Source organism: Vibrio sp. ZOR0018 (genome assembly GCF_963865925.1).
Lineage (GTDB): Bacteria > Pseudomonadota > Gammaproteobacteria > Enterobacterales > Vibrionaceae > Vibrio > Vibrio anguillarum.
Genome location: NZ_CAWMCN010000086.1, coordinates 78138 through 101812, shown reverse-complemented (window position 1 = coordinate 101812; position 23675 = coordinate 78138). Strand labels below are relative to the sequence as shown.

21 protein-coding genes and 1 pseudogene are annotated in these 23675 nt (G+C 41.7%); 7 read left to right on the top strand and 15 right to left on the bottom strand.

All coding sequences use genetic code 11. The features are described from left to right. The 7 genes from AACR75_RS04975 to AACR75_RS04945 all read right to left on the bottom strand — a co-directional run. Nucleotides 1-315, bottom strand: a 315-nt coding sequence (locus AACR75_RS04975) for a DUF4310 family protein (RefSeq protein ID WP_047688977.1), incomplete at its 3' end; no start/stop codon positions are given. Between the two features lie 10 nt (nucleotides 316-325). Beyond that, nucleotides 326-1102, bottom strand: coding sequence for a DUF4311 domain-containing protein (locus AACR75_RS04970; protein WP_017045612.1), 777 nt, complete (start codon nucleotides 1100-1102; stop codon nucleotides 326-328). A 24-nt stretch (nucleotides 1103-1126) separates the two neighbouring features. Then, nucleotides 1127-1420 carry a DUF4312 family protein gene (locus AACR75_RS04965; RefSeq protein ID WP_010320376.1) on the bottom strand — a complete coding sequence of 98 codons (294 nt, stop codon included), beginning with the start codon at nucleotides 1418-1420 and terminating at the stop codon, nucleotides 1127-1129. Then, complete coding sequence (locus AACR75_RS04960) at nucleotides 1417-1785, bottom strand: SFCGS family glycine-rich protein (RefSeq protein ID WP_019281179.1); 369 nt, start codon at nucleotides 1783-1785, stop codon at nucleotides 1417-1419. Before AACR75_RS04960 ends, AACR75_RS04965 begins: the two co-directional genes overlap by 4 nt. Continuing rightward, nucleotides 1776-2138, bottom strand: a complete 363-nt coding sequence (locus AACR75_RS04955; RefSeq protein ID WP_228209387.1) for a transcriptional regulator — start codon at nucleotides 2136-2138, stop codon at nucleotides 1776-1778. Before AACR75_RS04955 ends, AACR75_RS04960 begins: the two co-directional genes overlap by 10 nt. Before the next feature lie 294 nt (nucleotides 2139-2432). Then, nucleotides 2433-5360 (bottom strand): DEAD/DEAH box helicase family protein, encoded by a 2928-nt coding sequence (locus tag AACR75_RS04950; RefSeq protein ID WP_047688975.1) that lies wholly within the window; start codon nucleotides 5358-5360, stop codon nucleotides 2433-2435. Continuing rightward, nucleotides 5357-5944, bottom strand: a complete 588-nt coding sequence (locus AACR75_RS04945) for a class I SAM-dependent methyltransferase (RefSeq protein WP_047688972.1) — start codon at nucleotides 5942-5944, stop codon at nucleotides 5357-5359. The genes AACR75_RS04950 and AACR75_RS04945 overlap by 4 nt, the downstream gene beginning before the upstream one ends. A 250-nt stretch (nucleotides 5945-6194) precedes the next feature. Here AACR75_RS04945 and AACR75_RS04940 point away from each other — a divergent pair, with 250 nt between their 5' ends. The 3 genes from AACR75_RS04940 (at nucleotide 6195) to AACR75_RS04930 (ending at nucleotide 7688) form a co-directional block, all read left to right on the top strand. Further along, complete coding sequence (locus tag AACR75_RS04940) at nucleotides 6195-6590, top strand: ACT domain-containing protein (protein ID WP_047688969.1); 396 nt, start codon at nucleotides 6195-6197, stop codon at nucleotides 6588-6590. A 99-nt stretch (nucleotides 6591-6689) separates the two neighbouring features. Continuing rightward, nucleotides 6690-6842 (top strand): hypothetical protein, encoded by a 153-nt coding sequence (locus AACR75_RS04935; protein ID WP_013857464.1) that lies wholly within the window; start codon nucleotides 6690-6692, stop codon nucleotides 6840-6842. 288 nt (nucleotides 6843-7130) lie between these two features. After that, nucleotides 7131-7688 (top strand): hypothetical protein, encoded by a 558-nt coding sequence (locus AACR75_RS04930; protein WP_017045604.1) that lies wholly within the window; start codon nucleotides 7131-7133, stop codon nucleotides 7686-7688. Between the two features lie 16 nt (nucleotides 7689-7704). Here AACR75_RS04930 and AACR75_RS04925 read toward each other — a convergent pair. From AACR75_RS04925 to AACR75_RS04910, 4 genes and pseudogenes are all read right to left on the bottom strand, one after another. Further along, nucleotides 7705-7827: pseudogene (locus AACR75_RS04925) on the bottom strand (integrase); the annotation flags it as partial. 114 nt (nucleotides 7828-7941) lie between these two features. Beyond that, nucleotides 7942-8403: a helix-turn-helix transcriptional regulator gene (locus AACR75_RS04920; protein ID WP_047688967.1), complete on the bottom strand. Its 462-nt coding sequence runs from the start codon at nucleotides 8401-8403 to the stop codon at nucleotides 7942-7944. Nucleotides 8404-8517: 114 nt separating this feature from the next. Next, nucleotides 8518-9849, bottom strand: a complete 1332-nt coding sequence (locus AACR75_RS04915; protein WP_047688965.1) for an ATP-binding protein — start codon at nucleotides 9847-9849, stop codon at nucleotides 8518-8520. 287 nt (nucleotides 9850-10136) lie between these two features. Then, complete coding sequence (locus AACR75_RS04910) at nucleotides 10137-10913, bottom strand: metallophosphoesterase (RefSeq protein ID WP_047688962.1); 777 nt, start codon at nucleotides 10911-10913, stop codon at nucleotides 10137-10139. Nucleotides 10914-11204: 291 nt separating this feature from the next. Here AACR75_RS04910 and AACR75_RS04905 point away from each other — a divergent pair, with 291 nt between their 5' ends. Next, nucleotides 11205-12575 (top strand): Fic family protein, encoded by a 1371-nt coding sequence (locus AACR75_RS04905; RefSeq protein WP_047688992.1) that lies wholly within the window; start codon nucleotides 11205-11207, stop codon nucleotides 12573-12575. A gap of 182 nt (nucleotides 12576-12757) precedes the next feature. Here the strand turns inward: AACR75_RS04905 and AACR75_RS04900 are convergent, their stop codons facing one another. Further along, nucleotides 12758-13705 carry a competence protein CoiA family protein gene (locus tag AACR75_RS04900; protein WP_047688957.1) on the bottom strand — a complete coding sequence of 316 codons (948 nt, stop codon included), beginning with the start codon at nucleotides 13703-13705 and terminating at the stop codon, nucleotides 12758-12760. 165 nt (nucleotides 13706-13870) lie between these two features. Here AACR75_RS04900 and AACR75_RS04895 point away from each other — a divergent pair, with 165 nt between their 5' ends. The 3 genes from AACR75_RS04895 to AACR75_RS04885 all read left to right on the top strand — a co-directional run bounded on the left by AACR75_RS04895 (nucleotide 13871) and on the right by AACR75_RS04885 (nucleotide 19357). Further along, on the top strand, nucleotides 13871-16207 hold the full coding sequence (locus tag AACR75_RS04895; RefSeq protein ID WP_047688956.1) for a TOTE conflict system archaeo-eukaryotic primase domain-containing protein: 2337 nt from the start codon (nucleotides 13871-13873) through the stop codon (nucleotides 16205-16207). Nucleotides 16208-17930: 1723 nt separating this feature from the next. Further along, nucleotides 17931-18218, top strand: coding sequence for a hypothetical protein (locus AACR75_RS04890; protein ID WP_047688955.1), 288 nt, complete (start codon nucleotides 17931-17933; stop codon nucleotides 18216-18218). Nucleotides 18219-18772: 554 nt separating this feature from the next. Beyond that, nucleotides 18773-19357, top strand: a complete 585-nt coding sequence (locus AACR75_RS04885) for a recombinase family protein (protein ID WP_047688987.1) — start codon at nucleotides 18773-18775, stop codon at nucleotides 19355-19357. A 68-nt stretch (nucleotides 19358-19425) separates the two neighbouring features. Here AACR75_RS04885 and AACR75_RS04880 read toward each other — a convergent pair whose 3' ends face one another. The 3 genes from AACR75_RS04880 to AACR75_RS04870 are packed head-to-tail and all read right to left on the bottom strand — an operon-like array spanning nucleotide 19426 to nucleotide 23657. After that, nucleotides 19426-20505 (bottom strand): 5-methylcytosine restriction system specificity protein McrC, encoded by a 1080-nt coding sequence (locus tag AACR75_RS04880; protein WP_047688952.1) that lies wholly within the window; start codon nucleotides 20503-20505, stop codon nucleotides 19426-19428. Continuing rightward, nucleotides 20502-22913, bottom strand: coding sequence for an AAA family ATPase (locus AACR75_RS04875; RefSeq protein ID WP_231564180.1), 2412 nt, complete (start codon nucleotides 22911-22913; stop codon nucleotides 20502-20504). Before AACR75_RS04875 ends, AACR75_RS04880 begins: the two co-directional genes overlap by 4 nt. Before the next feature lie 42 nt (nucleotides 22914-22955). Beyond that, on the bottom strand, nucleotides 22956-23657 hold the full coding sequence (locus tag AACR75_RS04870; RefSeq protein WP_047688950.1) for a M48 family metallopeptidase: 702 nt from the start codon (nucleotides 23655-23657) through the stop codon (nucleotides 22956-22958). Nucleotides 23658-23675: the final 18 nt, after the last annotated feature.

Below are 23675 nucleotides of genomic sequence, written 5' to 3'. Positions count from 1 at the left end.
AGCACCCAGTAGTAAAGCTGGAATCCCTAAACCCACACCGGTTTGCACTGCGCCACCGATATCCAAAATGCCCACGAGCGAACCTTCAATGATGCGAGCAAACAGAAAGCTTGCACCAAAAGCGGCCACCGCACCGTACGCGCCTGTATCCATCCCTGCTCGCAGCATGGAAACAAACGCCACTTCGTTAAAAGCACCGACACCGTATAAGTAGTACATGTGCGTTCCGGCAAAAACCCCGGCTGAAAGCAATCCCACGAAAATCGGGAAAGACCAGTCGGCATACCAAAAGTTGTTTTTCATTTTTTCGTCCATGGTCAACTCCTTATTTACCACTGATCATGAGATGGATATTTTCAAGCCACAAAGGAACTTGCATATGGAAAGCTTCGATAAATTTCATGTCGAACCCGCGGAAGAAAGCACTTAACGCAAACAGTGCAATAATTGCCGCCATCATGATCTGGGTTACTTTGTTCCAACCACTCTCTTCAACACCTTTACCAATCAAAATACCCAGCACCAAACCAGGAACGGCGTTGCCCATAATCATCTGAGCTAAACCACCAAAGATAGTGGCCCAAAAGCCCGATTTTTTACCCGCTTCAATTGCCGCTAGCCAGAAAATAACCGGCATGACGGTATTCACCAGTAAGTTTGCCGCAGGTACTAATACCTTTACCGCCGTGACTTGCAGCGCCGCAGGAACGGCCGCCGCCGTTGAGTTAAGAAACGCAACCACAATCGCACCGATAATGGCGCAAGCAATGCCCATTCGTTTTGGATCATGCAAGGTAGTGGCAAGGTCGCGGTTTTTTATCATCAGCGCCGCCGCGCCCCAGTTCGGGATGATGCGGTGGTCAACATCTTGAGTGAATGCCCCTGCCGCAACCGTTGAGGCCCAAGCATTAAAGAAGAATCCAAGCCCAAAAGAGAAGTGAGAGGCAGGGTCGCCTTCACACGAGTTCAACTCTCCCAGAGTACGAAATGCACCCATACCTTGGATAGTTGGAGCATGGAACATCCTTGCCGCGCCTACTCCAACGCCGATACCGACTAAGCCACCAATGATGATGGACTTAAAGAGAATGATAAGAAACATGTCAGGGATCCTTATAGTGACCTGTTAACGTTTGAAATCGACCTGTTCCACATCGATGTGGGTCAGGCTGACCGTAACCTCTAGCTTGACGCTGTATTGGCGTCGATCTCTTGCAAGAAAGAAGAAAAGGAATTTCTCTCGCTTTACTTTCTCTTCTGCTTGCAAAACGTTGACGTCTAACGGCTCAATCCGGAGGAGGACTTTTGCGTTATTCTTAAGTAACGTGGGTTGTACTTGGCTTAAAGCCGCGGCAAAAGCCTGCTGCTTTGTTTCGCCCTTGCCACTCACGGTTACCTTAGTGGTTAACTGCTCTTTCATGCTTTGACGCCATGCTTAGCCACAAACGCCTTCACCAGTTTTTCGCCCAGCTCTTCTTTATCCATAAAGCCGAAACCCAAAACCACACAGCCTTCATTGATCGCGGTTATCCCTTCCTCAACAGAGCGCATTCCATAACGGCATTGATAGCCATATTTTGTTTGCGCTGTGATAGCACCTGCGCCGCCGCTGCCGCAAAAAGAGATCCCTAAATCGGCTTGCTGCTGTTGCATGACATCACCTAACTTCATGTCTGCGGCCATGCCGGGAATAACGGTCACTTCAGCGCCTGCCGCTTGAGCACCGGCTCCTACTTTCTGACCTTTGCCCATGCGATCACCAATAACGACTTTGATTACTGACATGTTGTTTCTCCTGCTGTTGGGTTTAATTCGTTTTCTTTAGCTACTTCAAAATGGACCGAAAGCAGATGCGCTTCTTCATAAGCGAGGTTCTCCATCCAACGACACACTTGCTCGGCCAAGGTGAAACAAATAGGAGAGATTTCATCAAACATCTCCATATCGAGTTCAGGTAACGATTCACCGCTAAATGAGCGCCAAACCATCGCTTTGATGTGTGTTTCGAGCATTTTTTTCTGTAGCGAATCGGGGTAGATAGCGTGTGAATTAAGCAAGGCAATGGCTCGTTCGGTGAGCGACAAGCCAAGCTCTATAATCTGTGCATCATCCATGCTAATGGGTTGAGAGTTTTGCACCGTGGGATTCTCCAAATGTTTAGCTTGGAGAAGAAAATAGCGTAAAAGGGAGCAAGGGTGGATAAGCCCTATTTCCACTTCCAAATGGAAATAAACCGTGGCCAGTAACATTCGCGCGGTTTTATGTGATGTGTGAAGAAGATTTATGGGAGTAAATGCGCTGAAAAGGTGATTTGAATCGCTATTTTAAGCGCAAATTTATCGTCTCTTTATTTGCTGCCTGTCACAAAATAACTGGTGGTTATTTTGGTTTTATGTTTATTTCCCCAATCGAGCGTCAGGAAGCATGCAATATTAACGGAGGATGGCTTTGAGCCGAGCAAAAGTACGCATGCTATCGGTTGCGAGCATAGGAGCGTAGTCAGCGTTTTGTGCCTCAAGCTGATAATTGTTTGGTCCTATTTTGCGTACTACGCGTAGCAAGTAGTGGTTATCACCCGTTTCATCTTGAGTTTCAATCGCCATGACCAGATTAGAAATTGAACCTGCGCTCTTTGGTGTGACCCATTCAAGTAGTAGTAAATCACCATCTTGAATCGGTTTTTTACCTCCATTCATTGAGTTACCTGAAGCGGGGGCAATGAAATGTCTTGTTGGATCAAGCTTACCGTAACCAGCGGCGACTAAATATTGCTCTTGAGTATCATGACTACCTTGCTTGAAATGACCGCAAGCAATTTTTAGATCGGGGTAGAGGGGCAAATAGGTACCTTTTTCGCCTGCTTGGTTTGGCAACGGAAGGATCTTTGCCGAAGTTTGGATTGGCTTCGAGTTTGAGTGTGCTTCTTGCTTACTGACTCGCTGTATGTATTCGGCAAAGCGCAAATCGACAAGTTCTTGAATAAAATCATGAAGCTGTGGCAAATCGGCATTGTCTACAGCAAAAGTGGGTACAAAGCGATGATTATCCACCTTAAACCATGCATGGCCAGAAGAGTCTGGGCTTGTAAACGCTTTGACTGGGTTTCGATTCCAGTAATTTAGCCATTCGGATCCTGTGGCGCTAAATTGCTTGGCTTGTTCGGTGAGATCTCGTCGCATCAAATCAGGTCTACGTGATAACACTTTATGACTTTGAATCGCTAGCTCATTCAATGTTGGGGGCTTTCTCAAACCATCAAGCTCTAATAGTGCTTCAAGTAAAACGGCTTTAAAGCATTTGCTCATCGCTGTGATTTCGACTGCTTTGAGCAAAAACTCGTCATATTTCGTCAGTCGTTGAGTCAGTGCTAAGTCACTTTCTTGGTCTGCCACGAACCTAAACCAACTTTTCATCGAGCGGCGTACTTTGCTGAGATCATAGCCATGGTGGAAAAATTCGGCGGCACTTGGTCGGTGTGCGAGTTGATGCTTGAGATCTTGGTAATCTTCAGCCGCCGTTGAACGTATCTGTTTTGCTAAGGTTTGCCAAAATTGCAGCAGTTGTGGATCAAAGTTGACATAGCAACCGGCCGCTAACGAAGTGGTTTGGTTGGTCGTTTTGACTATTTCTTTCAGTGAACCCACATTGAGTAGGGTTGCGGGCCGATTTAAAAATGAAGAGTGATTACCGATAAAATCTAACACCATTAATTGCTGTTTACCTGTACTCGGAGATTGGCGCAAACCGCGGCCTAATTGCTGTAAAAAGAGTATTTTTGATTCGGTGGGACGAATCATCAAAATGGTATCAATCGCTGGTAGATCGGTTCCTTCATTGAACAGGTCGACAGAAAAAAGAATGTCGATACTTCCTTCATTCAACTGTTTTAGGGCGTCGTTTCGACGTATTCGAGAGTCACTATAGACGGCGATAGCGCGAATGCCTTGTTTGGAAAAGTATTTCGCCATGTAATCGGCATGACGTTTAGAAATACAGAAAGCTAATGTGCGCTGTTGTTTTCTGCCAAACCAATGTTGATAAATATGTTCGGCACGCTGCTTGGTTGCAAATGCACTGTCCAAAGCTGTGGGGTCAAATTTACCATTGCGCCAAGGGATTTCTTGATAATCGACGAATTGATCGTAAATACCGTAGTAATGAAATGGCACTAAAATTTTCTCATCAATGCCATGCACCAAGTTACGCTCAAACACTAAATTGTTGTCGCAAAGCGATAATATATCGGCTTGATCAGAGCGCTCGGGTGTTGCGGTTAAGCCTAAAAGAAACGCTGGTTGGAAATAAGCGAGTAAATCTCGGTAACTACGTGCACTCGCGTGATGAAATTCATCGACAACAATATAGTCAAAATCATCGGCTTTGAAGCGCGCTAACTGCGCTTTTTTACCTAAAGTGGCGACTGAAGCAAAAAGATAATCAGCTTTCTCTGTTTTTTCAGCTCCGTTGTATAAGCCAGTTTTAGCGTTAGGTATTAATTTACTAAATGTGCTTTCAGCTTGAGTCAGAATCTCTTCTCGATGGGCAACAAACAAGACGCGTTTTGCTTGCATCTGTTGAGCATCAAAAGCGGCTAACCATGTTTTTCCCATTCCAGTCGCTAAGACAACCAAGCCACGTACATAGCCTTGCTCACGGCTCTGGTCTAGCGCTGATAAAGCCAACACTTGCATTGAGTTTGGGGTAGGTATCTCCGGTGCTTCATCGGCTCCATCCAACAGTGTTAATGAACGTTGCATTGACAGTTTTTTGTAGCGCAGTAAGTAGTCGTCTATCCAGTGATGGGAGAGAGTCATACTCTGTTCATGAGAAAAAATAACTGAAAACTGCTCACGAATATATTCAAATTCTTGCGCTGCGGGTGAAGTGGCTGGTTGCTCAAAATCGTGGCGTAAAGCCCACTCATAGCTTTGTAGTAATGCTGTTTTACTGATGTTATTTGAACCGACCCAAGCACACCCTTCACTGATGGTCCCTTGTTCTGTTTTAACAAAAATGTAGGATTTCATATGAAAGCTATGTTGACTTTCACAAGTAAAAATACGGCATTGCGCTCCACGTTCCGCCAATATCATAAGGCGTCGTAATGCGACTGGGTGGGTTATTGCTAGATAGTCCGAAGTCAGTAATTTGAGTGAGGCTCCACTTTTTAGAGCGTCAAGAATAGGGTCAAATAGTAAATCCAATCCGGAAGGTTGAACGAAAGAAACCGAGATCTCTATTTCACTAGCGTGGTTAATGGCTTGGATTAACTTAGGAAGTAGCGGGTCTTGTTTCCCTCCCGCACTTAATTTTGGACCGCTATATAAAGTGGCTAGACCCTTGTTTCTATGAGCGCTCATCGCTCTTCACTTTTTATTAAAATAGCATTCAACCACTGTTCGTTTTGGCGATCCGCTCTTAAATCATTGGTTATCCAGATTTTTGCCATATTCAATGGGGCATGAGCGATCCATTGTGCTAAACGTTGTTCATCACCGTTGGTAAATCGACGGCCATCACGTTCCACTTCCCCTGTCCCATATTTAAAAGAACAATATAGAGGGGCTAATGGTTTTAGCTGAGAAGCTAAATGAGTAAAGGTATCTGGAAGATCCAACTCACCAACATGCAGTAACGATGCGCAAGCCCAAATACCATCAAAAGATTGATCACTTTGAAAATCAGCAAAGGTTGAAACGGTGACCGGAATTTGAAGCAGTTGAGATGCTAAGCTTGCTAATTCTTCACTGGCGTCAAATGCCACCACTTTATAACCCTGCTCAATGAAACTTTTTGCATCTCTGCCAGAACCACAACCAGCATCAAGGATGATGCCCCCTTTTGGAATATGGGGCGTAAAGTGTTCCATCAGCGAATGGGTATCTACTTCTTTGGTTGATGCAAAAAACAGTTGGGCATTTTGGTTGTAGAACTCGATAGACATAATCGCTCCTCAAAGTGAACGCTATTCTAACTATCTAATACCAAAGGCTCAATTGATTGCAGTACAAGTGTGATCAACTGAGTTGTTTTAAGTTTTTCGTGCGTAGACAGCTAGCCTAAAATCGCCATAGAACTCAAGTGATGTTCTATTCAATAAGAATGACTAATTAACCATTAATGTTATTAATTTCACTTATTCCACAGAGGGCTTTACTCTGCACTTCGGCTTCAATTTGAATGAGAAAGAAAATATGACAGCGATTACTGATTTAGAGGTTTTACTGCAATCCATGTCACCCGAGTTGGTGGGCGGAAGTTATGTGTTTTGTACTGTGCAAGGGGCATTAGCCGATTATTTGCATTTAGAACCCGTGGCGACATTTCAAGAGCGTGAAGGGCTGACCTTGGTCGTTGAGCAGCAAAAGGCCATTGCGGCGCAGCTCGATTTTGAATCGGTATTCAGCTTAATTACGCTGACGGTTCATTCAAGTTTAGAGGCGGTGGGTTTAACGGCCGCTTTTGCAACTAAGCTAGCTTCGTATGGCATCAGCGCTAATGTGATTGCGGGCTATTATCATGACCATATTTTTGTGCAAAAAGAGAAGGCAGAAAAGGCGATGGCAGCACTCAAAGAGTTCGCACAATAACGATTTCCTTGCTACCTGCAACTCCAAGTTGTTTGGTTATAAATATTCAAAATAGCATAGTTTGATGCAACCAATCGGTTAAGTGTAGAGGATAAGTGTATGAGTAATATGGTAATGAAAGTGAAGACGGCATCTGGTCGGCAAGTGACCTATCACCGGAATTTAACGGCGCTGCGCCAGTCGTTTGATCAAGCTGGGATTCGCTACCAGTTGATTGAGACGAAAGTGGTTGCGGTTCGTTCTCCTCGCTGAATGAGTTAGCGTACGTCAGTTAATTTTCATTCAGGGATGATTGAATGTGTCAAAAGGGGAGTGGTGATGCGTTTGTTGAGTTTGCAGTTTTGTTTCCAAAATTGAGAAACATATTTTCGAGAATAAGCGTGTATTGATAAGAGTCTTTTCTAGGATTTATACCGAATGCCGTGATATTATCCTACGCCAAACGGCCAGGTGGTGGGTTTATAAACCACTACAGGCCTTATTAGTAGCAGATAGTTTCATTGTTGTGGATGATGATTCTATGTAAAAAGAGACCGTATTTTGCTTGATATATTACGCGAAGTATTAGGATGGACATCTGTCGCATTCTATATATCACTCACCATCTTTAATTCGATGAAGTTTACTCGCTATGCTGCATTTGCTTCGGCTGCGAATGATATTGCTTGGTCAATTTTGATGGGTTGGTGGCCTAAAGTCATTCTTAACCTGTCGGTTGGTGCCATTAACGCATATCGATATGTGAAAGATTTTACTAACACCAGCAAAATGGTGATCAATTCTGCTGCGGCTTTGATGGCGAGCGGTATTCTTTATATTGCTTATGTGGCCGTAAGCAGCTTTATCAATAACCCCACACTTGCCGAAGCCTTGCAGTTTGGCGATCTCGCGTTAATTTTGTTGGCACTGTATATGACTGACCTGAAAAGGTTCCGTTTGCTCATGTTCTTATCGGGGTTTGTTGGTATGGCTGCCTATTTCGGTAACCCACAAATGATGATCATCAAAGCGTTGGTTATTGGCATTATGGCTTACAAGCTTTTCCGCGCCGATAAACTCACTACAGCCGCTACCCATCAGCAACAAACGAATGCATAACTGCGGGTGTGTAAACTGACCTCCGCATTTGTACAAGAGAAACATCAGGGTGGCGTCCTAAGTTGAGATTGGCGCGCTTTCTATTTATTGAGCGATAGTCATTGAGTTGCGATTGTTTAGAGCCACCTGGCAAAATCATCAATTTCCTGCTTCAAAAGGAACTGAACCCGCGTCCATGTATTCCTAAATCATTTAAAAATACTAGCTTGTTATAGCAATTCAATCTAAAGCAAGAGCGCTGATACTGAGCATTTTACCCATCCTCACCATCTATCAATAGCGATTTTAACGTATCGGGAGAAGAGGGGAGCAGTCCGACTTTTAAGCCAAATGGTTTGAATACCTTGTTGAGAATCTCTGTATTGTAGCTGCCTCGATCATTCTCTATATCTGAGAGTGTTTTTCTTGAAACACCAACGAGTTTTGCGAACACATCCTGTTTGAGTCCCAGTATATTAATACGTAAATATTTCAACGCTTGACCTTGCGTAAGTTTACCAAGCAAGAGTTGTTTGATGGTTTTGCTTGCCTCGGTTTTGCGTTCTGATGGACGAGTGGAGGGGGCGATTTTTGAGACTCTCTGATTTATTGAAGTTTTGGGCGATGTATTAACGACATGTCTCTCTGATATCTCGTGAGGTGCATCTCGATTGGCCCTTAAACGAGCTATGACCTCTTCTACAGACTCTCTTTTTTCTGGAGCACTTTTATTCATAGCAGCCTCGCTTCATCAGATCCTCTAAAGCTTATGAATTAGTCATTAATATTATGAGTAAAAAATTACTCATAATATTGATTCTTAGATGTTAATGAGTATTTTCTTACTCACTTAACTTTTATCTAGATCTCTGAGGTGATCAAGTAAGTATTCTGTGTAGTAAAGCGGCATCACGATGTGCTCTTTCTCTGTTGCTGGAGAGCCTTGAGTACCTGTAAGTTTGATTGTCTTGTGGGGCTTGCACTTCTCGATGTAGGATTGCAATGACTTCGCACGGGTTCGCTTACCGCTTTTTACTTCAACAGGTATGATTCGACCTAGGTCATCAGCGATAATGAACTCTATCTCTGCTCTTGCGTCTCCCCAAGAGAAGCTTGGTTCAATACCTAGCGCAGCGATTTCCTGTTGAACATAGTTTTCGGCGACATATCCTTTGTATTCATAGCCTTGCTGTTTGATTTCACGGTAACCAGTGCCGAGCATATGGTTCAATAGCCCGACATCAAAGAGAAACAGTTTAACCGTATTTTCCTTCTGATAAGCAGCTAAAGGAGAACGAGGCTGTCCTTCAATAGGATGATTTTTTAAAGCAAGCCGACACTTGTGAAGCCATGTGATCGCACTTTCATATTCAGCATAGCGAGACTTGCGTTCGTGAACTCCCTTGAATTTAAACCGTTTAACTGAGTCGTCGAATACCGAAGATAGTTGAGCGGGAATGCTTCGAAATACAGATTCGATTAGCTGTGCGTCCACTTTTCCTGAGTACTTTCCGAAATCACGCATGTAGCCCTCAATTAAGTTCCTATGAATTTCAGATACGGCTTCAATGCGTTCAATAATACTGAGTTCTGAGTTTTCGAACCATGAGTTTACGGCTTCAGGCATACCGCCAACAAAATAATAGTCGGTCAGTAGTTCGATTAATTTTGTATGAGCTGCTGGAGAATTCAGCTTTTGGTCAAACGCTTTTTGCAGTGCTTTTTCTCCAGATGCCCACAAGAATTCCCTGAAAGTCAGTGGCCTTAAATTGTGTTGCTCAACTTTTCCAACGGGAAAGGACGTGAGCAATCCGATATTTGAACCACTAGCAGAAACATAAGCTTTGGGAGCCTTTTCTGCAAAGTATTTAAGAGAGGTGACCGCTCTTGGACATTCACCAATTTCATCTAAAATAAGAAGATCTGTCGATGGTTCGAAGATTTCTCCTGTTAATAGTTCAATGTTGGTGATGATGTCATCAGGGTTTAGAGATCCTGAAAAAGCTTCAATTAACTCAGGGCTTTCTAGGAAATCGATTCTTATGACATTTTCGAATGTACTTCCTAATAGTTCCTGTAATAAGAATGTTTTACCAGTTTGTCTAGCACCGTCAATCAGCAAAGGCTTCCTTGTCGGCTTGTCTTTCCAGGTGAGTAGGTTTTCAAGTAGTGTTCGTTTCATCTAGCCACCTCAGTTAAAATGCTTATCTGGTTGAGTGTGTATTACACAAAAATGCGCAATTAAATGCAAGGTGTAACATTTTTTGGCGCTAAAAAAAGAGAGTTTTAATATTTTTATGCGCGTAAAAGTGTTTTCGAGTAGTTTCTATGCGAATGATAGTGTTGGGGCTGTGAGGGGAGGAGATGGATCTATGCATCATTTCTGTTTGGTTGCTTCACAAGATCAATGATCACAGTGAGAAAGCCCTAGCGGGCTTTCAGATGCCGAAGTTTGTTTCTGGCTAGCTCTTATAGGTAATAAGCTTTATTAGTAAGTAATCCACTGGTTAAGCGGACAGAACCCTTGGGGTTACAAATAAATGTGGTCCTACCGTCAGCGATGACTTTCTCTACAGCATCATGTTGATGCCCTGCCACCCAATACCTAGCTCTTGAGATCAACTCATTAATCAACCCTGCATGATAATACGGAGCATAATGGCTGCTGGCATTTTGCTCGAAAGCAAAAGCTTCTTTACATGGAAGGTGGTGAGATATTGCTATATCAACTTTCTCTGGAAAGTTGTTAATGAATGCTTTGTGCTGTTCTTCAATCATTTGATGGCTGATGTACTTTGTATCATTCATCAGTTCTGAGTACGCATCAATCAGTGCAGACGAGTATGTGTGAATAGGAAACCAAAGAGTGCCACCATAAATGGTACATCCTTCTAAATCGATTGATTCATTATCCAGAAAAAACAAATTCTTAGTTGTATCACTATGCACCTTGAGCTTTTCTATTGGGGAGTATCTACTGTCTGTGGAGCTTATTGAATCTTGTTTGCGCAGATAGCCAGAACGGTAAGATTTATTTTTACTGCGGTACCACTCGTGATTTCCTGCAACGAGGATAACGGCTTTAAAGCAAGAGCAAAGAACATTTTTTACATACGCAATGCCATTAAGCGCATTGGCAGTATCACCTGCGATAATCAAGACAGCGTCATTATCGAAGTTATGCCAAAAGCTTCGATGGATGCCGTGTAAATCTAAGTGCAAATCAGATACCGCGTAAAATTTCAATTTATCCACCTAATAGGGGTTTGTAGAAGCCGAAGCCTCGGTTTCGAATTGTATATCTTGAGAAGAGGCAGAATTGGCAAGCAGTTCATTTTTGAATCGCGAAACCTGCCCATCGTTGCTTTTCTTCATTAGCTATGTGAATGCTAGTTAACTTGACTCATGCTTTCTTTAGGAAGATAGGTACAAGCGAAAGTACAGATGAACATCACAGGCGTGGGTGATTAAAACTAGCAAAATCACGCAACTTTAATTAATCTTATCTCATAATTGTTGGATTTTGAGATGAAAATAATGTCAGGTAAGTATTTATCACCACCAGAGTGTCCGTTTAGTACGATTGGTGACGTTTTGTTTGAGATTGGTAATCAAGGACTTAATCCTAACGACTATACAGATTACATTAACCCATTATCTGATGATTACCATTCATTTAACGAGTTTAGGCGTAGGGTAAAGTCTGGCTTGGATGTCAAATATTGTTGGTGGCTAACTCGTTTGTCCCGAGATAGAACTTTGATTGAGCTAACACCATTAGAAGACAAGCCATTGCCTCCTGGCTTACCTGAACAAGTGATTCAAGCACTATTAAACTCCCCTGACTATATACAGCATTGCAGATTCAATAACTTGCACGAGTTTGGTCGCGTGTTATCACAGATTGATCGACATACCACGCATAGTGCAATGCTGGGTATCCTAGAACAAATTGGTGAACGGGCGCATTTTGAGCATCTAGCGAATAACCTTGTGGATGATGAAGCGATATCGAGTAGTCAATTGGAGGGCGCGGCTACGACGACAATCCTTGCGAAAGAAATGATTAGAAAAAAAAGGAAGCCTCGTACTGACGATGAACGAATGATTTTTGGAAATTTTGACTTAATGCAAATTGCGTGGGAGCTTAGGGATGAGCCGTTCAGCATTGAGTTAATCAGAAATTTACACAGCGCTGGAACGAAAACGCTAGAGCAAGAAAAATATACCTCAGGCTTATTTAGAGCGACGGATGATGTTGCGGTTGTTGATGCTGAAGGGGAAGTTGTTCATCAGCCGCCTAAATACGATGACATTGAAAGATTACTCACTCGGGTCGTGAATTGGCTAAATGCTAATGGCAGCGGTGTTCATCCTGTTATTCAAGCAATCACACTTCACTTTGTCATCGGTTATGTTCACCCGTTTCGAGATGGTAACGGGAGAGTCGCTAGGGCTTTGTTTTACTGGTATATGTTTAAATCTGGTTATACAGGCTTCCGCTATATTGCGATATCAGCATTGCTTAAAAAATCTCCAATTCAATATGGTGTGAGCTATCTAGATACGGAGCACGATAACTTAGACCTAACGTACTTCATTAAATATCAGCTAAAAGTTATCAGTCGTGCCATTGACGAGTTTATTTCCGTTTATGAACGAGCGGCACATCGAATGCAGGAATTAGAAGAACGATATTCTGGTTTAGAAGATGTTGAGAGAAAGATCATCGGGTTTGTGTCTGGTGAGCCTCGTTACCGTAAAAAGCCAACGGTAACAGCTAGGGAAGTCGAGAGTTTACTAGGTATTAGCTACAACAGCGCGAAGCAAAAACTTGACGATATGGCTACAGCAGGAATACTAAAATCTGAAAAAATTGGTAAATCCACAGAATATTTCTTAGCGTGAAAATTGAAATTTGAACAAAGAATCGTGTTCGTTAGTTGTAAGGAGAGATAACGAATGAGTTTGAAAAGATAGCAACTTACGTTCTGTTTCGAGTTCAAGTCTTGGGAATCAAAAGTTAAGAATAGTATTAGGTGGTGTTCATTTTTTTTGTTGTCCATTAAAAATGAACGGTTTATGTGCCTTTATCTTGATGAGATCTCGCTAGCGTATAGGTGGCTATGGCATTTAGGGCAGATTGGTTTACTAGGTAGCGTAACTTGCCACTGGGATTGACACATGATGCACTCAAACTGAGCTGAACGTCTTGGCACAGGTTCTGGCTGGATAGCTTTCGTTGCTGGTTGCCATGAGTCGGTACGATGAAGCTTGAAACTCCTGTGGTTGCGATGGCGGTGTTGGTCATTATGAAGACTCGGAGTAGGGGGCGGAGTGTACTGAGATGCTTTTAAGGATAATCGCTCAGTCGCTTCTTTAGCCAATTGAGCATAGCGTGGGTGAAATACCCATAATTTAGATTCGACATCGTGTTGAAGGTAATCTTTCAGTCTATCTAGTTGCCGAATCCCTGAGACTTTATTACGTGTAAATAGGTGATGTGTATCATCCAGTTTGATTTCGAGTATACCGCATTGCCTGTTATGTGGAGTGAGCAATTCACTTGGAAGTGGACGGTTTGGGTGGGTGAAATAAATAACAAAGGTGAACTCACCGACTTGGCCCATTACGTCTACAACACATTTCTCAAATGAAGCTTCTTTATCGACGTTATCAAGTAAGATGGTGGATGACTTAGCAACCAAAAAATCTTCTTTGAAGCACTTTCCCTTCGCTTGTTTTGTGAGGGAACTCCTGTACTCAGGAAGAATAATAGATATACCAGTTTCTATCACTTGTCTCGCCATCATGCGAACAGAAACAAAAAAAGAAAAATCACACTCTTTATCAGTTCCTTCAACCTTGCGGCTTGCATGAGCAAAGTGCCATTGCTTTTCTTCACCTTGTCTCGCAATCAGTGGCGTGTGGCAAGAAGGGCATATACAGCCGCAATTTTTCCCTCGCACAACATCTGCGACATCCACGAATGTCTGATCTTGGGTTCTTAAGCCGAAAGGTACATGTTGAAGCATCATCAAAACGTGAATAACTCTCAATTTAGTGACGGTATGTACTGATTTTAGGCAAGAATGCTTTATAAATATGTTAGATAGGTTATGAACTGTGCCTTTGTTTTCGTATTGTTTTTTATACAATCGATTATTAACTGCATGAAAGTGATGTAATAGTCGGGGCTAGATATGGATGAGCTTGAGCTAATTGAACAAAAGATTCATGAGCTGAAAAAGGAGTTGGCTCAACTTGAACAGCAGAAGCAGCGTCTATTGACGCAGGAAGCGATTAACAAGGCACCTGCATGTGAAATGTCACCTCAACAAAAACTGTCTATCTATCAGAGTTATTTTAAAGGTAATACTCAATGCTATGCACATAGGTGGCAGAATCAACAAGGCAGAAGTGGTTATGCGATCGCTTGCGAAAACGAGTGGCATCAAGGTGTATGTGGCAAACCTAAAGTAAAGTGTTTGGAGTGCCCCAATCAAGCATTCAAGCCATTAGGTGATGATGCTGTATATGCTCACCTTACTGGCAAAGAAGTAGTTGGTTTGTATCCTATGCTAGCGAACAACACCTGTTGGCTACTCGCGGTTGATTTTGACAAAAGTGATTGGCAAGAAGCCTCTCTTGCGTATGTCGAAGTGTGCAAACTAAAAGGTATCGACTGCTTATTAGAGCGATCTCGTTCAGGTCAGGGGGCACATGTATGGATTTTCTTTGCACAAGCGACTGATGCAAAAGTGGCTCGACAATTAGGGTTCTATTTACTTGATGAAGCAATGAAAATTCATGGCGCTTTGTCATTTGATTCCTATGACCGCCTATTCCCCAACCAAGACGTGTTACCTATCGGGGGAATTGGGAATCTGATTGCTTTGCCATTACAAAAACAAGCTCGTGCAAACGGAAACTCGGTGTTTGTTGATCAGTCGTTTACACCATACTCTGATCAATGGGAGGTGCTAGCGTCGATGGGACGACTATCTATTGAGAAAATAGAATTACTTCTCGAAAGCAGAGTGGAGCATCGAAATGATGCCGAGGATGTTGTATCAATTAAGCCCTGGGAACGAACAGTGAACACTAGCGTTTCCATCCCAGACAAACCTAAGACGCTGGACATCGTTCTTGCTAACAGATTGTACTTACCGATAAACCAAGTTCCGAATCCTTTAACCGCCCAGTTTAAGAAATTGGCATCCTTTTCGAATCCTAAGTTTTTCAAAGCCCAAGGGCTGCGTTTATCTACCAACGGAATTGCACGTTTTATATGTTTGGCGGAATTAGACAGTGGTTACTTGTGCTTGCCAAGGGGCTGTTGGGATGACGTAAAGGCTATTTGCTCAGAATTAGGTATTGCTCTCCAAGTAACGGATAATCGTTTTGTTGGTCAGGCGCTAGTAGGCATGACATTCGTTGGCTCTTTGCGCTCATCGCAAAGTAAAGCGATTGATGAGCTAATGCAGCATGACATCGGTGTTCTTCATGCTCCTACTGCCTTTGGCAAAACGGTAACAGCAATTGGTTTAATACAAAGGCGAGGAGTCAATACCCTTATCTTGGTGCATAACAAGCAGCTTGTTGACCAATGGCAAGAGCGCTTAAAAACTTTCACCCAGGGTATCGATATCGGCGTGTATACAGGAACCAAGAAGAAACCCACAGGACAAGTTGATATCGCGACTTATCAAAGTTTGATAAATAGAAGCGACAATAGCGTGCATTCGTTGGTGAAAGAATATGGTCAAATCATTGTGGATGAGTGCCATCACCTTTCTGCTCCTCAATACGAACAGGTGTTATCTGAAGCGCATGCCAAGTATGTCGTTGGGGTTAGTGCAACACTTGAAAGGCGAGATGGGCATCAACCGATAGTATTTATGCAAGCTGGTAGAGTAAGACATACCATAAAGTCAGACCGAAACAATCAGTTTGCTCAGGTATTAGACCGCCGAGAGCTGAACTTAGAAGTGCCTTTACATTTATCTTCGAACGAACCTAAACCTCATATTTCTGAAATTTATCGTTGGTTAATGCTTCACCCTGTACGGAATGCCGCTATTGTCGAGGGAATTCAAAACGAAGTCGCTAAAGGCCGAGTTCCGATCGTATTAACCGAACGTAGAGAGCACGCCAATATCATTGCTGGTTTGCTTAATGATGCGGGGATCACACACCAAATATTAGTGGGTTCGATGAAGAAAAAGCAGCAAGCTGAGGTTATGTCAAAGCTAGATAGCACACAAGTCGTTGTTGCTACAGGACGTTTTGTAGGAGAGGGCTTTGACCTTCCACGCCTAGATACTTTGATATTGGCGTTGCCAGTATCTTGGAAAGGATCTTTAATCCAATATGTAGGGCGAATACAGCGTGATTACAAGGGAAAAGATGAGGTGAAAGTTATCGACTATGTTGATGCAAAAATTCCAATGCTGCTCAGGATGTTCAATAAGCGAGAAAAAGGGTATCGGGCACTTGGTTTTTTATCAGAATCAATAATCCAAGAGCAATTGATTTAGTCTTGGTTTTACCTCGATATCTAACAGGGTTCGATAAACGCTAAGCACTTCTACTCAAGTTATTTGAAGGTTACTTCTGTACAAGGTAATTATTGGACTTGTTGTTTAATTTTTCGGCACTAAGATTTAGACACTAACTTTTAGTGTCTAAATCTTAGTGGTTTATAACCATCTGAAATTAATCGTTTTTATTGTAAAAAATTAAGATTTTTTGCTGAGGGAACTTCTAAGAGGCTGGCGAGAGTGTAATTGTGCTACAACCGTGCTTACGGCAGGCATTTTTATGAGCGAGGCTGATATGAAGAACGAGGCTAAGGCTACAAGAAGTGATAACGAGCAAGCCGAATCAAAGGATAGTGAGGTTACGCTAAATGGACTTCTGGAATTGCTTGATCACGCTATCTCTACCAACACTGATAAGCTAGTTGAAGTAACTTAAGCACTCAAAATAAAACTGGAAGAGAGCATCGGTGACTATCAAGTTGGCCTAGACGAGAAGTATTAAGAGCAACCCCTTTTCGAGTCTGCACAGCATAAAGCTGTGCTAAGTAAGCGGCATGCGCCGCAGCAACGAGTGGTGGGTATCATGCAAGATAGCCTTCTTGCAGTGTAATCTCCAATTCTTTGCCCAGAAGAACCTCAAAGTCAGTAAATAGAGCGATAGGTCGGCAAGCATTCCCTTTCTCCTCGAACTGGATAAAACCTCAATCATCACTTGTGAAATGACACTGTATTCTGAGAGTGCCGATTCTAGAGAGATGTAATTGTACTCTCCCCGTCGCAAGCATTTAGCAATATATTCAATAGTATAACCACCTCTATGACGGCTGTATGAGAATACATAAACACCATTGCACACCCTCTCTAGTACTCCCGCTTTGACTAAACGTAGCAAGCTTTGCTGGAATGCAGTAAGTGAATCATCAAAAAATAACCTTCTGAGATCACTCTTCAGATAAACGTGTATACCTTGCCTGTCAAAGTTATGCAGTCGTTCTAATGCAGTCTCGATTTTCACTTCAATACTCATAAGTAGTCACAAAAAGTAAGTATGACATATATTTTTGTCCACTTGTGATTGAGGCTAAAGCATCGGTAGTCGCTGATACCCTAGTGATTCCTGACTTGTTTTTCCGAGTTAGGATCCTAACTCGGAATTTTTTGGATGAATATGGTTACTTTGAGACTAGGGGAAATAGCTGTACTAAGCGCAGCCAGATTCCGATATTCATTCTTGGTTAGGATCCTAACTTGGAATTTGTAGTGATGGACGTGGTTGCTATGAGGCTAGGGAAAATAGCTGTACTAAATGTAGCCAGACTCTGATGTTCATTCTTGGTTAGGATCCTAACTTGGAATTTGTAGTGTTTGACGTGGTTGCGATGAGGCTAGGAGAAACAGCAATACTAATCGTAGCCTGAATTCGATGTTCATTCTCGGTTAGGATCCTAACTCAGAAATTATGATGGTGAATATGATTATTTTTAGTTAGGGGGATGGTAACAATAATAGCCATAATCGGATCTTTTTCATTTTTAGTGAAAAGTGAAGTTAATTACTATTTATCTAATTTAATAATTAAAAAAACAAACGATTTATATTTAATAATTAAATGTTAATGTGATTTCTAAAATAGTGGTTAAAGTTCCTTTACAAAGAGAATATTACTTGATAAATATAATAGTCATTGAATTTATCTATATATATTAAGAGGGTTGTCGATATGTCTCAAGTTTTGGTTTATTCTAAACGTAATCGTGAAATGAGTTATCTATCTACAAAAGAAGAACGTGAAACTAAGTCGAATAGATTTCAAGTCGTTTATAACGACATTTCCGATGAAGAAGCATTGCGTCGAGCAAATTCTATTAATTTAGATGAAAAGAACAGTGTTCCCCAAGGTCGCTCAAAAAGACAATTTATTAAAGAAGATAAAGAATGTCGAGTGCCTGGCTTGTATGGTTGTAATCGTTATAAGTCAAGAAAAAATGAGACATTCAACGTGTTCTAACGCTGTTCTTTTTTTGCACAACGTTAAAGCTAGTGGGCTTGTTTCAGGCAAGTGATAAAAGCCTTAAAAATTCCATCATTAAAGCAGGTGGCAAGAGAATTTGCCAAGATTGGCAATCAATGTGCCATTGCTGGCGTTGAAAGTGCCAGTAGTGGCAGAAGAATTTTTTCAATAATTTAAGCTTGTTTCATCTTAAACTTCATTTTTTAAAAGGCCAACCTTGTATTAGAATTGGATTTTAATGTCAAGGTTTTTTAAACTGAATTTGTTTTTTATTAGATATAAATAACTTTAGAGTAATGATGTTTATCTATATGTAATAATTTATTTACTCGATTTTTATTAAGGCAAAGGTGGTTTGCCAAAATTATTGACTTAACTAGTCAACTTTAGCGAGATATAAACACCCCTGTAGTATCAACAAACATCCGTTTTCTGACACCAGAAGGGAGTGAGCTGTTTGTGGTGTCATAAAGTGGGGTTTGGATTTTTATGATACCTAACTGATTGATGATACTAGTTGTGATACCAAAAAGGAGAGTGTTGTGGAGAGTATGGGACGGACATTCGCTTATTGTCGTGTATCGACTAGCGAGCAAACAGTTTCAAATCAGATTTTAGCAATTCGGAATGCTGGCTACGATATTCAGGAGCACCGAATTGTTCATGAGACGGTTTCGGGGAGTGTGCCTGCGACAGAACGACGTGAGTTCAAAATGTTGATTGAGCATAAACTTGAACCAGGGGACAAACTAGTTGTATTAAAGCTAGATCGACTGGGAAGAGATAACATCGATGTTCAGCATACGATCAGTATGCTGTTAGAAAAAGGTGTAACGCCAATATCTCTAGATCTGCCGACCGCTGATCTAAGCTCAGCGGAGGGGCGATTGATGCTACAAATGTTCTCAGCATTTGCTGAGTTTGAGCGAAACCGTATTCGGGAACGGACGTTGGAAGGGCAAGCTCGTGCAAGGGCTGAAGGCAAAAGAGTAGGGCGGCCTGAAGCCATTGCAACAACAGTTAAAGTTCAGAAGTACAAAGCTCAAGGGCTTAGCCAGACGAAAGTCGCAATGGCTACAAACCTCTCACTACCAACGGTGAAGAGGCATTGGAACAAAGAAGCTCAGTCATATTAGTTTCAAGTGATATTAATGAACTATGATTCTCACAAACTCACTGTTCCATTGTAGTCGTATCTGTAAAGTTAAAGTATTAGGCTTGCTAAACGTTTGGTTATTTCATTTGGTTTACCCATTAAGTCAACAGTGCAAAATCGTAGTTGATGGCCTTGTATTGTGACTGCTTCATCATAATGGTCACCCAGAGATGGGTGTAAAAGCATTCCAGATGACTTTAGCGAGAGTAAATCCTCTTCTTTCTTCTGGCTCATGATGTACGTATAAAGTTGGTAAATATATCTACTGTTAAATGTTGTATTGTCAAAGCGTCCTTTTGTAACGATGTTCGTGAATTTTGTATCTATGATAATTCGCTGGTTTAACTGGTTATTATCAAGTTGAATATCCAGTTCCATTATCGGAAGTAGTGAGGGTATGAGAGCCGAGGTTTGTTCAACTTGCCATTTCAGCTGCTTGTTTGATGAAACTTTCCAGCCTTGATTTGGAAGTGTTAGCTTATAAAAACCTGCAACAGCTTTCTCGAAAAGTTTCCTGACCCACTGTTCTTGTTTCTCTGGCTTAGGTAATAATTTAGATCCTATCGACTCACTAATTAACATCATGCTATGTATCAATTCAGCAAGCTGGATAATTTTTCTATCTTCATTTTCATGGCGACCAAATCTTTCACTTGTAGGACTGTATCCGACAACCTGAATGTCGCTAATGCCTTGCTGTTTTAATTGCAGACTTATTTCTCTTGAGCGAACTAAAAGGTCGCTTTTCTTTGTTAGCTTTTGGAGTTTTTTTAAAGCGGTTAGAGTGTAGCGATTTCTGTCAGTATCGATTGACACTTCTTCGAAATGGCAGAAAACTTTTCCTCGATAGAGTGACATTTTTCTTTCGGATTGAAGAACATCTATTCTCCCCCTTACACGGTTCAGCTCATCTTCTCGATTGATAAAAGACTTGGATAGCTCTCTTCGCATCCTAGACTCAAGAAGATCACAAAATACTTTACCAACGAGTTCAAGTACATCATGCTGCGTTGATTCTGAACTAGCTAAATGCTCAGCTAAATAGCGACAATCAGATGCATATAGCATTAAAAGCCAAAGGTTTTTAACTGGAACTATGCCAACTTTTTCTCGTTCCCAATTACTCATTGCAACCCTTCTAAAAGAGTCAATCGAGCATTTTCAGCAGTCTCTATGGAATCAAACCAATATTCTTCGAGTAAGGGATAGATCTCTGTGTTGACTACATCAGAAAACCAAGAAACAGGGTCTGAGATTTCACTGCTAAAAGACGGAGTAACATAGCTATGACCTATTTTAAACTGTTTACCCAGCCTTTGATCAGTTTCAATGACGGTATTTAGATGATCGAGCTTTTGCTTTACTGTAAGTAAAAAGGGAATAGGGACTTTGTTAGCAGTTGAAACCCAATTCATCCACGTATCATCGAGGGTGGTTTCTAAAGTGAAAAATGCGAATCGACGTCTTAATGCTAAATCAACAAGAGCCAAAGAGCGATCAGCAATATTCATTGTGCCGATAACGTACAGGTTTTCAGGTATATAGACTCGTTCGTTATTATTCTTTTTATAGCTTAGGGATAAACCTTCGGTTGGCGTTCGTTTATCTGCTTCCAGTAAGGTCAGCATTTCGCCAAAAATTTGTGCTGGATTGCCTCTGTTTATTTCCTCGATTACAACGACGTATTTTTGGTTTGGATTTTCACGAGCTACTTCAACCGTTTCGAGGAATGGCCCGTCACACAATGTGAGTTTACCGTCTCCAGAGGGACGCCAGCCTCTAACAAAATCTTCATATGATAGATTGGGATGAAACTGAACAGCGCAAAGGTTCGACTCCTTTTTTTCATTGATTAAAGCATATGCTAAACGCTTGGCTAACCATGTCTTTCCTGTTCCAGGAGGTCCCTGAAGAATCAGATTCTTCTTATCTCTAAGCCTTTGCAATAAGTGTGTTACTGTTTCTTCCGAAAGAAAGCACCCGTCTTTGATAATGTTTGTGACATTGTAAGGCTCTAGATACTCGGTTGATTCATTGATAGAGCTAATATCCTCAACAATATCTTCATATCCATACCATTCATATTGACCTCGTTGTAGGAAGCCAATAATCGACTCATCTCGTAAAATTTGCATTTGACGGTCGATAGTCATGTCTGGTGTATTATTGTCGGGGAATAGACTTTTTAGTTCTTCTAAATATACCGTGTGAAATTGTTCTCTAGTGAATACTGCTGATTCATTTGAGCGACATAGGTGCTCAATGCGTTCAAGTATAAGAGACTTCCAACCATCTCGTTTATCTGAATAGTTCGTTTTCTCAATGCTTTTCTTCGATGGTTGCTGCCAGGCTTTTAGTGACAACTCAGGGTATGAGTGAACGGGAAACTTTTCTTCTGCGAAGCGAATTTCCAAATTATTAATGAGAGTAAGGTAGTCTTTGGCACTACAGCGACCTTTAACTCCAGTTTTATTTAATGTAACACCTAACGAAGTCAGATAGTCCCGAGACTGTGTATCTAAAGTAGGGTAAGCCCATGGTCTGATCCAAAACAGCCCCATAGTTAAATTCCAACCAACGCCCAATTGGCTAGATACTTGGTTATATAGAGCTGAAAAAGAGCTTTGCGTGTCTTCATTCTGAGAGTCGGCATACGTTAATGCGGATTCGAATATAGACCATAGGTTATCGATATCTTGCTTACCTCTATTTTCTTCATAAGCAAAGAACCATGATTTCTGGTTATTGAGAATAGGAATCGCTTCAAAGGACTCAGGGATAGGTTCATCGACGGACAAAAACTGGGCTAAGGCGCTAGCAAGCGCTTTACGGTTTTGCTCTGTTACACCACGATTGAAAATTCCCATTACGGTAAATGGGCAAATGTCATCGAGGTCTTTGCCGATAATGTAAGAAAGTTGATATTCTTTGGCTAGTTCAATGATGAAAGCAGTGAGTGCTTGGCGATTGCTTTTATATGTAAGTAGTTTATCTGCAAACGATTCGTAAAATGTTGCCCACTTGAATCGAATATCATTTTTAGGGGTGTCTCCAAACCTTTCTTTCCAATATGGAGCATTGGCAAACTTACCGTAATCTTGTTGAATACCGTGGAACGTAAAGTCGAGAAGAGCTTTATTCATCCAGCTTGTATTGTCGATACGCCATACAGTCGTTCTATTGGTATAAAAATACCATTGTTTTGGTTCATCAAACTTTTCTAGCCAGTCCACTTGAACTGTTTGGCCATCGTTCAAATTATTAGTGATTGTACCTACGGCTTTGATAGCCATTACCGAAACCATATGCCCGCGGTTATCAAATGGAAGTTCATATTTACGTGTATAAGCTGATTTAATGACGATTTTCTCGCCTTTTTTCATAGACCTAACTTGCTCTAGATATTTGTCGCTATAACCATTTTTCCAAATGCCTTTCTCAATAAAGTTATTCAGTTGATCATCCTCGCCGTAAGTCGCACCTACGAACCAAGCAGTATCTATGATTTCTTTTACAGTGTTTTCCATTTGACTCATGGACTTAAATCCTTTTCTATTTCTTGTGAGAGAACGCTAGGGTTAAATCCCCATCCCAGAACGCTCTACCTCTTCATGCAGTTCTTTCCAGTCAGGACAATACTTGGCGACTAGTTTCCAAAAGTTTTTGCTATGGCTTTTTTCTACGGTATGGCATAGCTCATGAAGGATTATGTAATCCATCACCTTATTGGAAAACTCCATGCAACGAGGGTGGAACTCCAGAACATTGTTCTCAGTACAGTTAGCCCAACGTGCATCAAACTTTTTTATGTGGAAAGTTGTGGCTTGCATGCCCGTTTCCTGCTGCCAATAGCTTAAGCGAGAAGCAATTTTTTCTAAGGCTTTCTGTTTGTAGAAACGTTCTAAAGCTGGTTTGAATCGCTCACGGCTGACGAAGTGGCCTTCGGGAGAAAGAACTTTAAAACGGCTTTGGTTAAACTTCACTTCTACCGTCGATAACTCTGGCGCAGGGATCACTTCACAATAGAAAGAACGACCACGGTAGGGCGCTCGGCTACCTGTGACGATTTCTTCTTTTAACGGTTGATTTACTTCGGCTAGGCGCTCTTTGATCCACCTTGCTCTATACCGAATCAGCTCTCGTTGCTCGTCCTCAGAGGCACTTGGGCCTCTGAGAAGAACAGTCTTCCCTCTTTCTACCGTAACGTAGTGGTGACTGAGTTTTGAGTCGAGCTTAAAGTCCCACTCGATTTCAGTTGTACCGTATTGAAAAATTGGCATGTGTTTCTTTCGTCATTG

Excerpts from the sequence above, each read along its gene's own strand:
- AACR75_RS04880 (WP_047688952.1), bottom strand. The coding sequence starts at position 20,505 with ATGAGTAATTGGGAACGAGAAAAAGTTGGCATAGTTCCAGTTAAAAAC.
- AACR75_RS04915 (WP_047688965.1), bottom strand. The coding sequence starts at position 9,849 with ATGAAACGAACACTACTTGAAAACCTACTCACCTGGAAAGACAAGCCG.
- AACR75_RS04945 (WP_047688972.1), bottom strand. The coding sequence starts at position 5,944 with ATGTCTATCGAGTTCTACAACCAAAATGCCCAACTGTTTTTTGCATCA.
- AACR75_RS04870 (WP_047688950.1), bottom strand. The coding sequence starts at position 23,657 with ATGCCAATTTTTCAATACGGTACAACTGAAATCGAGTGGGACTTTAAG.
- AACR75_RS04935 (WP_013857464.1), top strand. The coding sequence starts at position 6,690 with ATGAGTAATATGGTAATGAAAGTGAAGACGGCATCTGGTCGGCAAGTG.
- AACR75_RS04940 (WP_047688969.1), top strand. The coding sequence starts at position 6,195 with ATGACAGCGATTACTGATTTAGAGGTTTTACTGCAATCCATGTCACCC.
- AACR75_RS04905 (WP_047688992.1), top strand. The coding sequence starts at position 11,205 with ATGTCAGGTAAGTATTTATCACCACCAGAGTGTCCGTTTAGTACGATT.
- AACR75_RS04950 (WP_047688975.1), bottom strand. The coding sequence starts at position 5,360 with ATGAGCGCTCATAGAAACAAGGGTCTAGCCACTTTATATAGCGGTCCA.
- AACR75_RS04900 (WP_047688957.1), bottom strand. The coding sequence starts at position 13,705 with ATGATGCTTCAACATGTACCTTTCGGCTTAAGAACCCAAGATCAGACA.
- AACR75_RS04920 (WP_047688967.1), bottom strand. The coding sequence starts at position 8,403 with ATGAATAAAAGTGCTCCAGAAAAAAGAGAGTCTGTAGAAGAGGTCATA.
- AACR75_RS04970 (WP_017045612.1), bottom strand. The coding sequence starts at position 1,102 with ATGTTTCTTATCATTCTCTTTAAGTCCATCATCATTGGTGGCTTAGTC.
- AACR75_RS04960 (WP_019281179.1), bottom strand. The coding sequence starts at position 1,785 with ATGTCAGTAATCAAAGTCGTTATTGGTGATCGCATGGGCAAAGGTCAG.
- AACR75_RS04890 (WP_047688955.1), top strand. The coding sequence starts at position 17,931 with ATGTCTCAAGTTTTGGTTTATTCTAAACGTAATCGTGAAATGAGTTAT.
- AACR75_RS04885 (WP_047688987.1), top strand. The coding sequence starts at position 18,773 with ATGGGACGGACATTCGCTTATTGTCGTGTATCGACTAGCGAGCAAACA.
- AACR75_RS04965 (WP_010320376.1), bottom strand. The coding sequence starts at position 1,420 with ATGAAAGAGCAGTTAACCACTAAGGTAACCGTGAGTGGCAAGGGCGAA.
- AACR75_RS04895 (WP_047688956.1), top strand. The coding sequence starts at position 13,871 with ATGGATGAGCTTGAGCTAATTGAACAAAAGATTCATGAGCTGAAAAAG.
- AACR75_RS04875 (WP_231564180.1), bottom strand. The coding sequence starts at position 22,913 with ATGAGTCAAATGGAAAACACTGTAAAAGAAATCATAGATACTGCTTGG.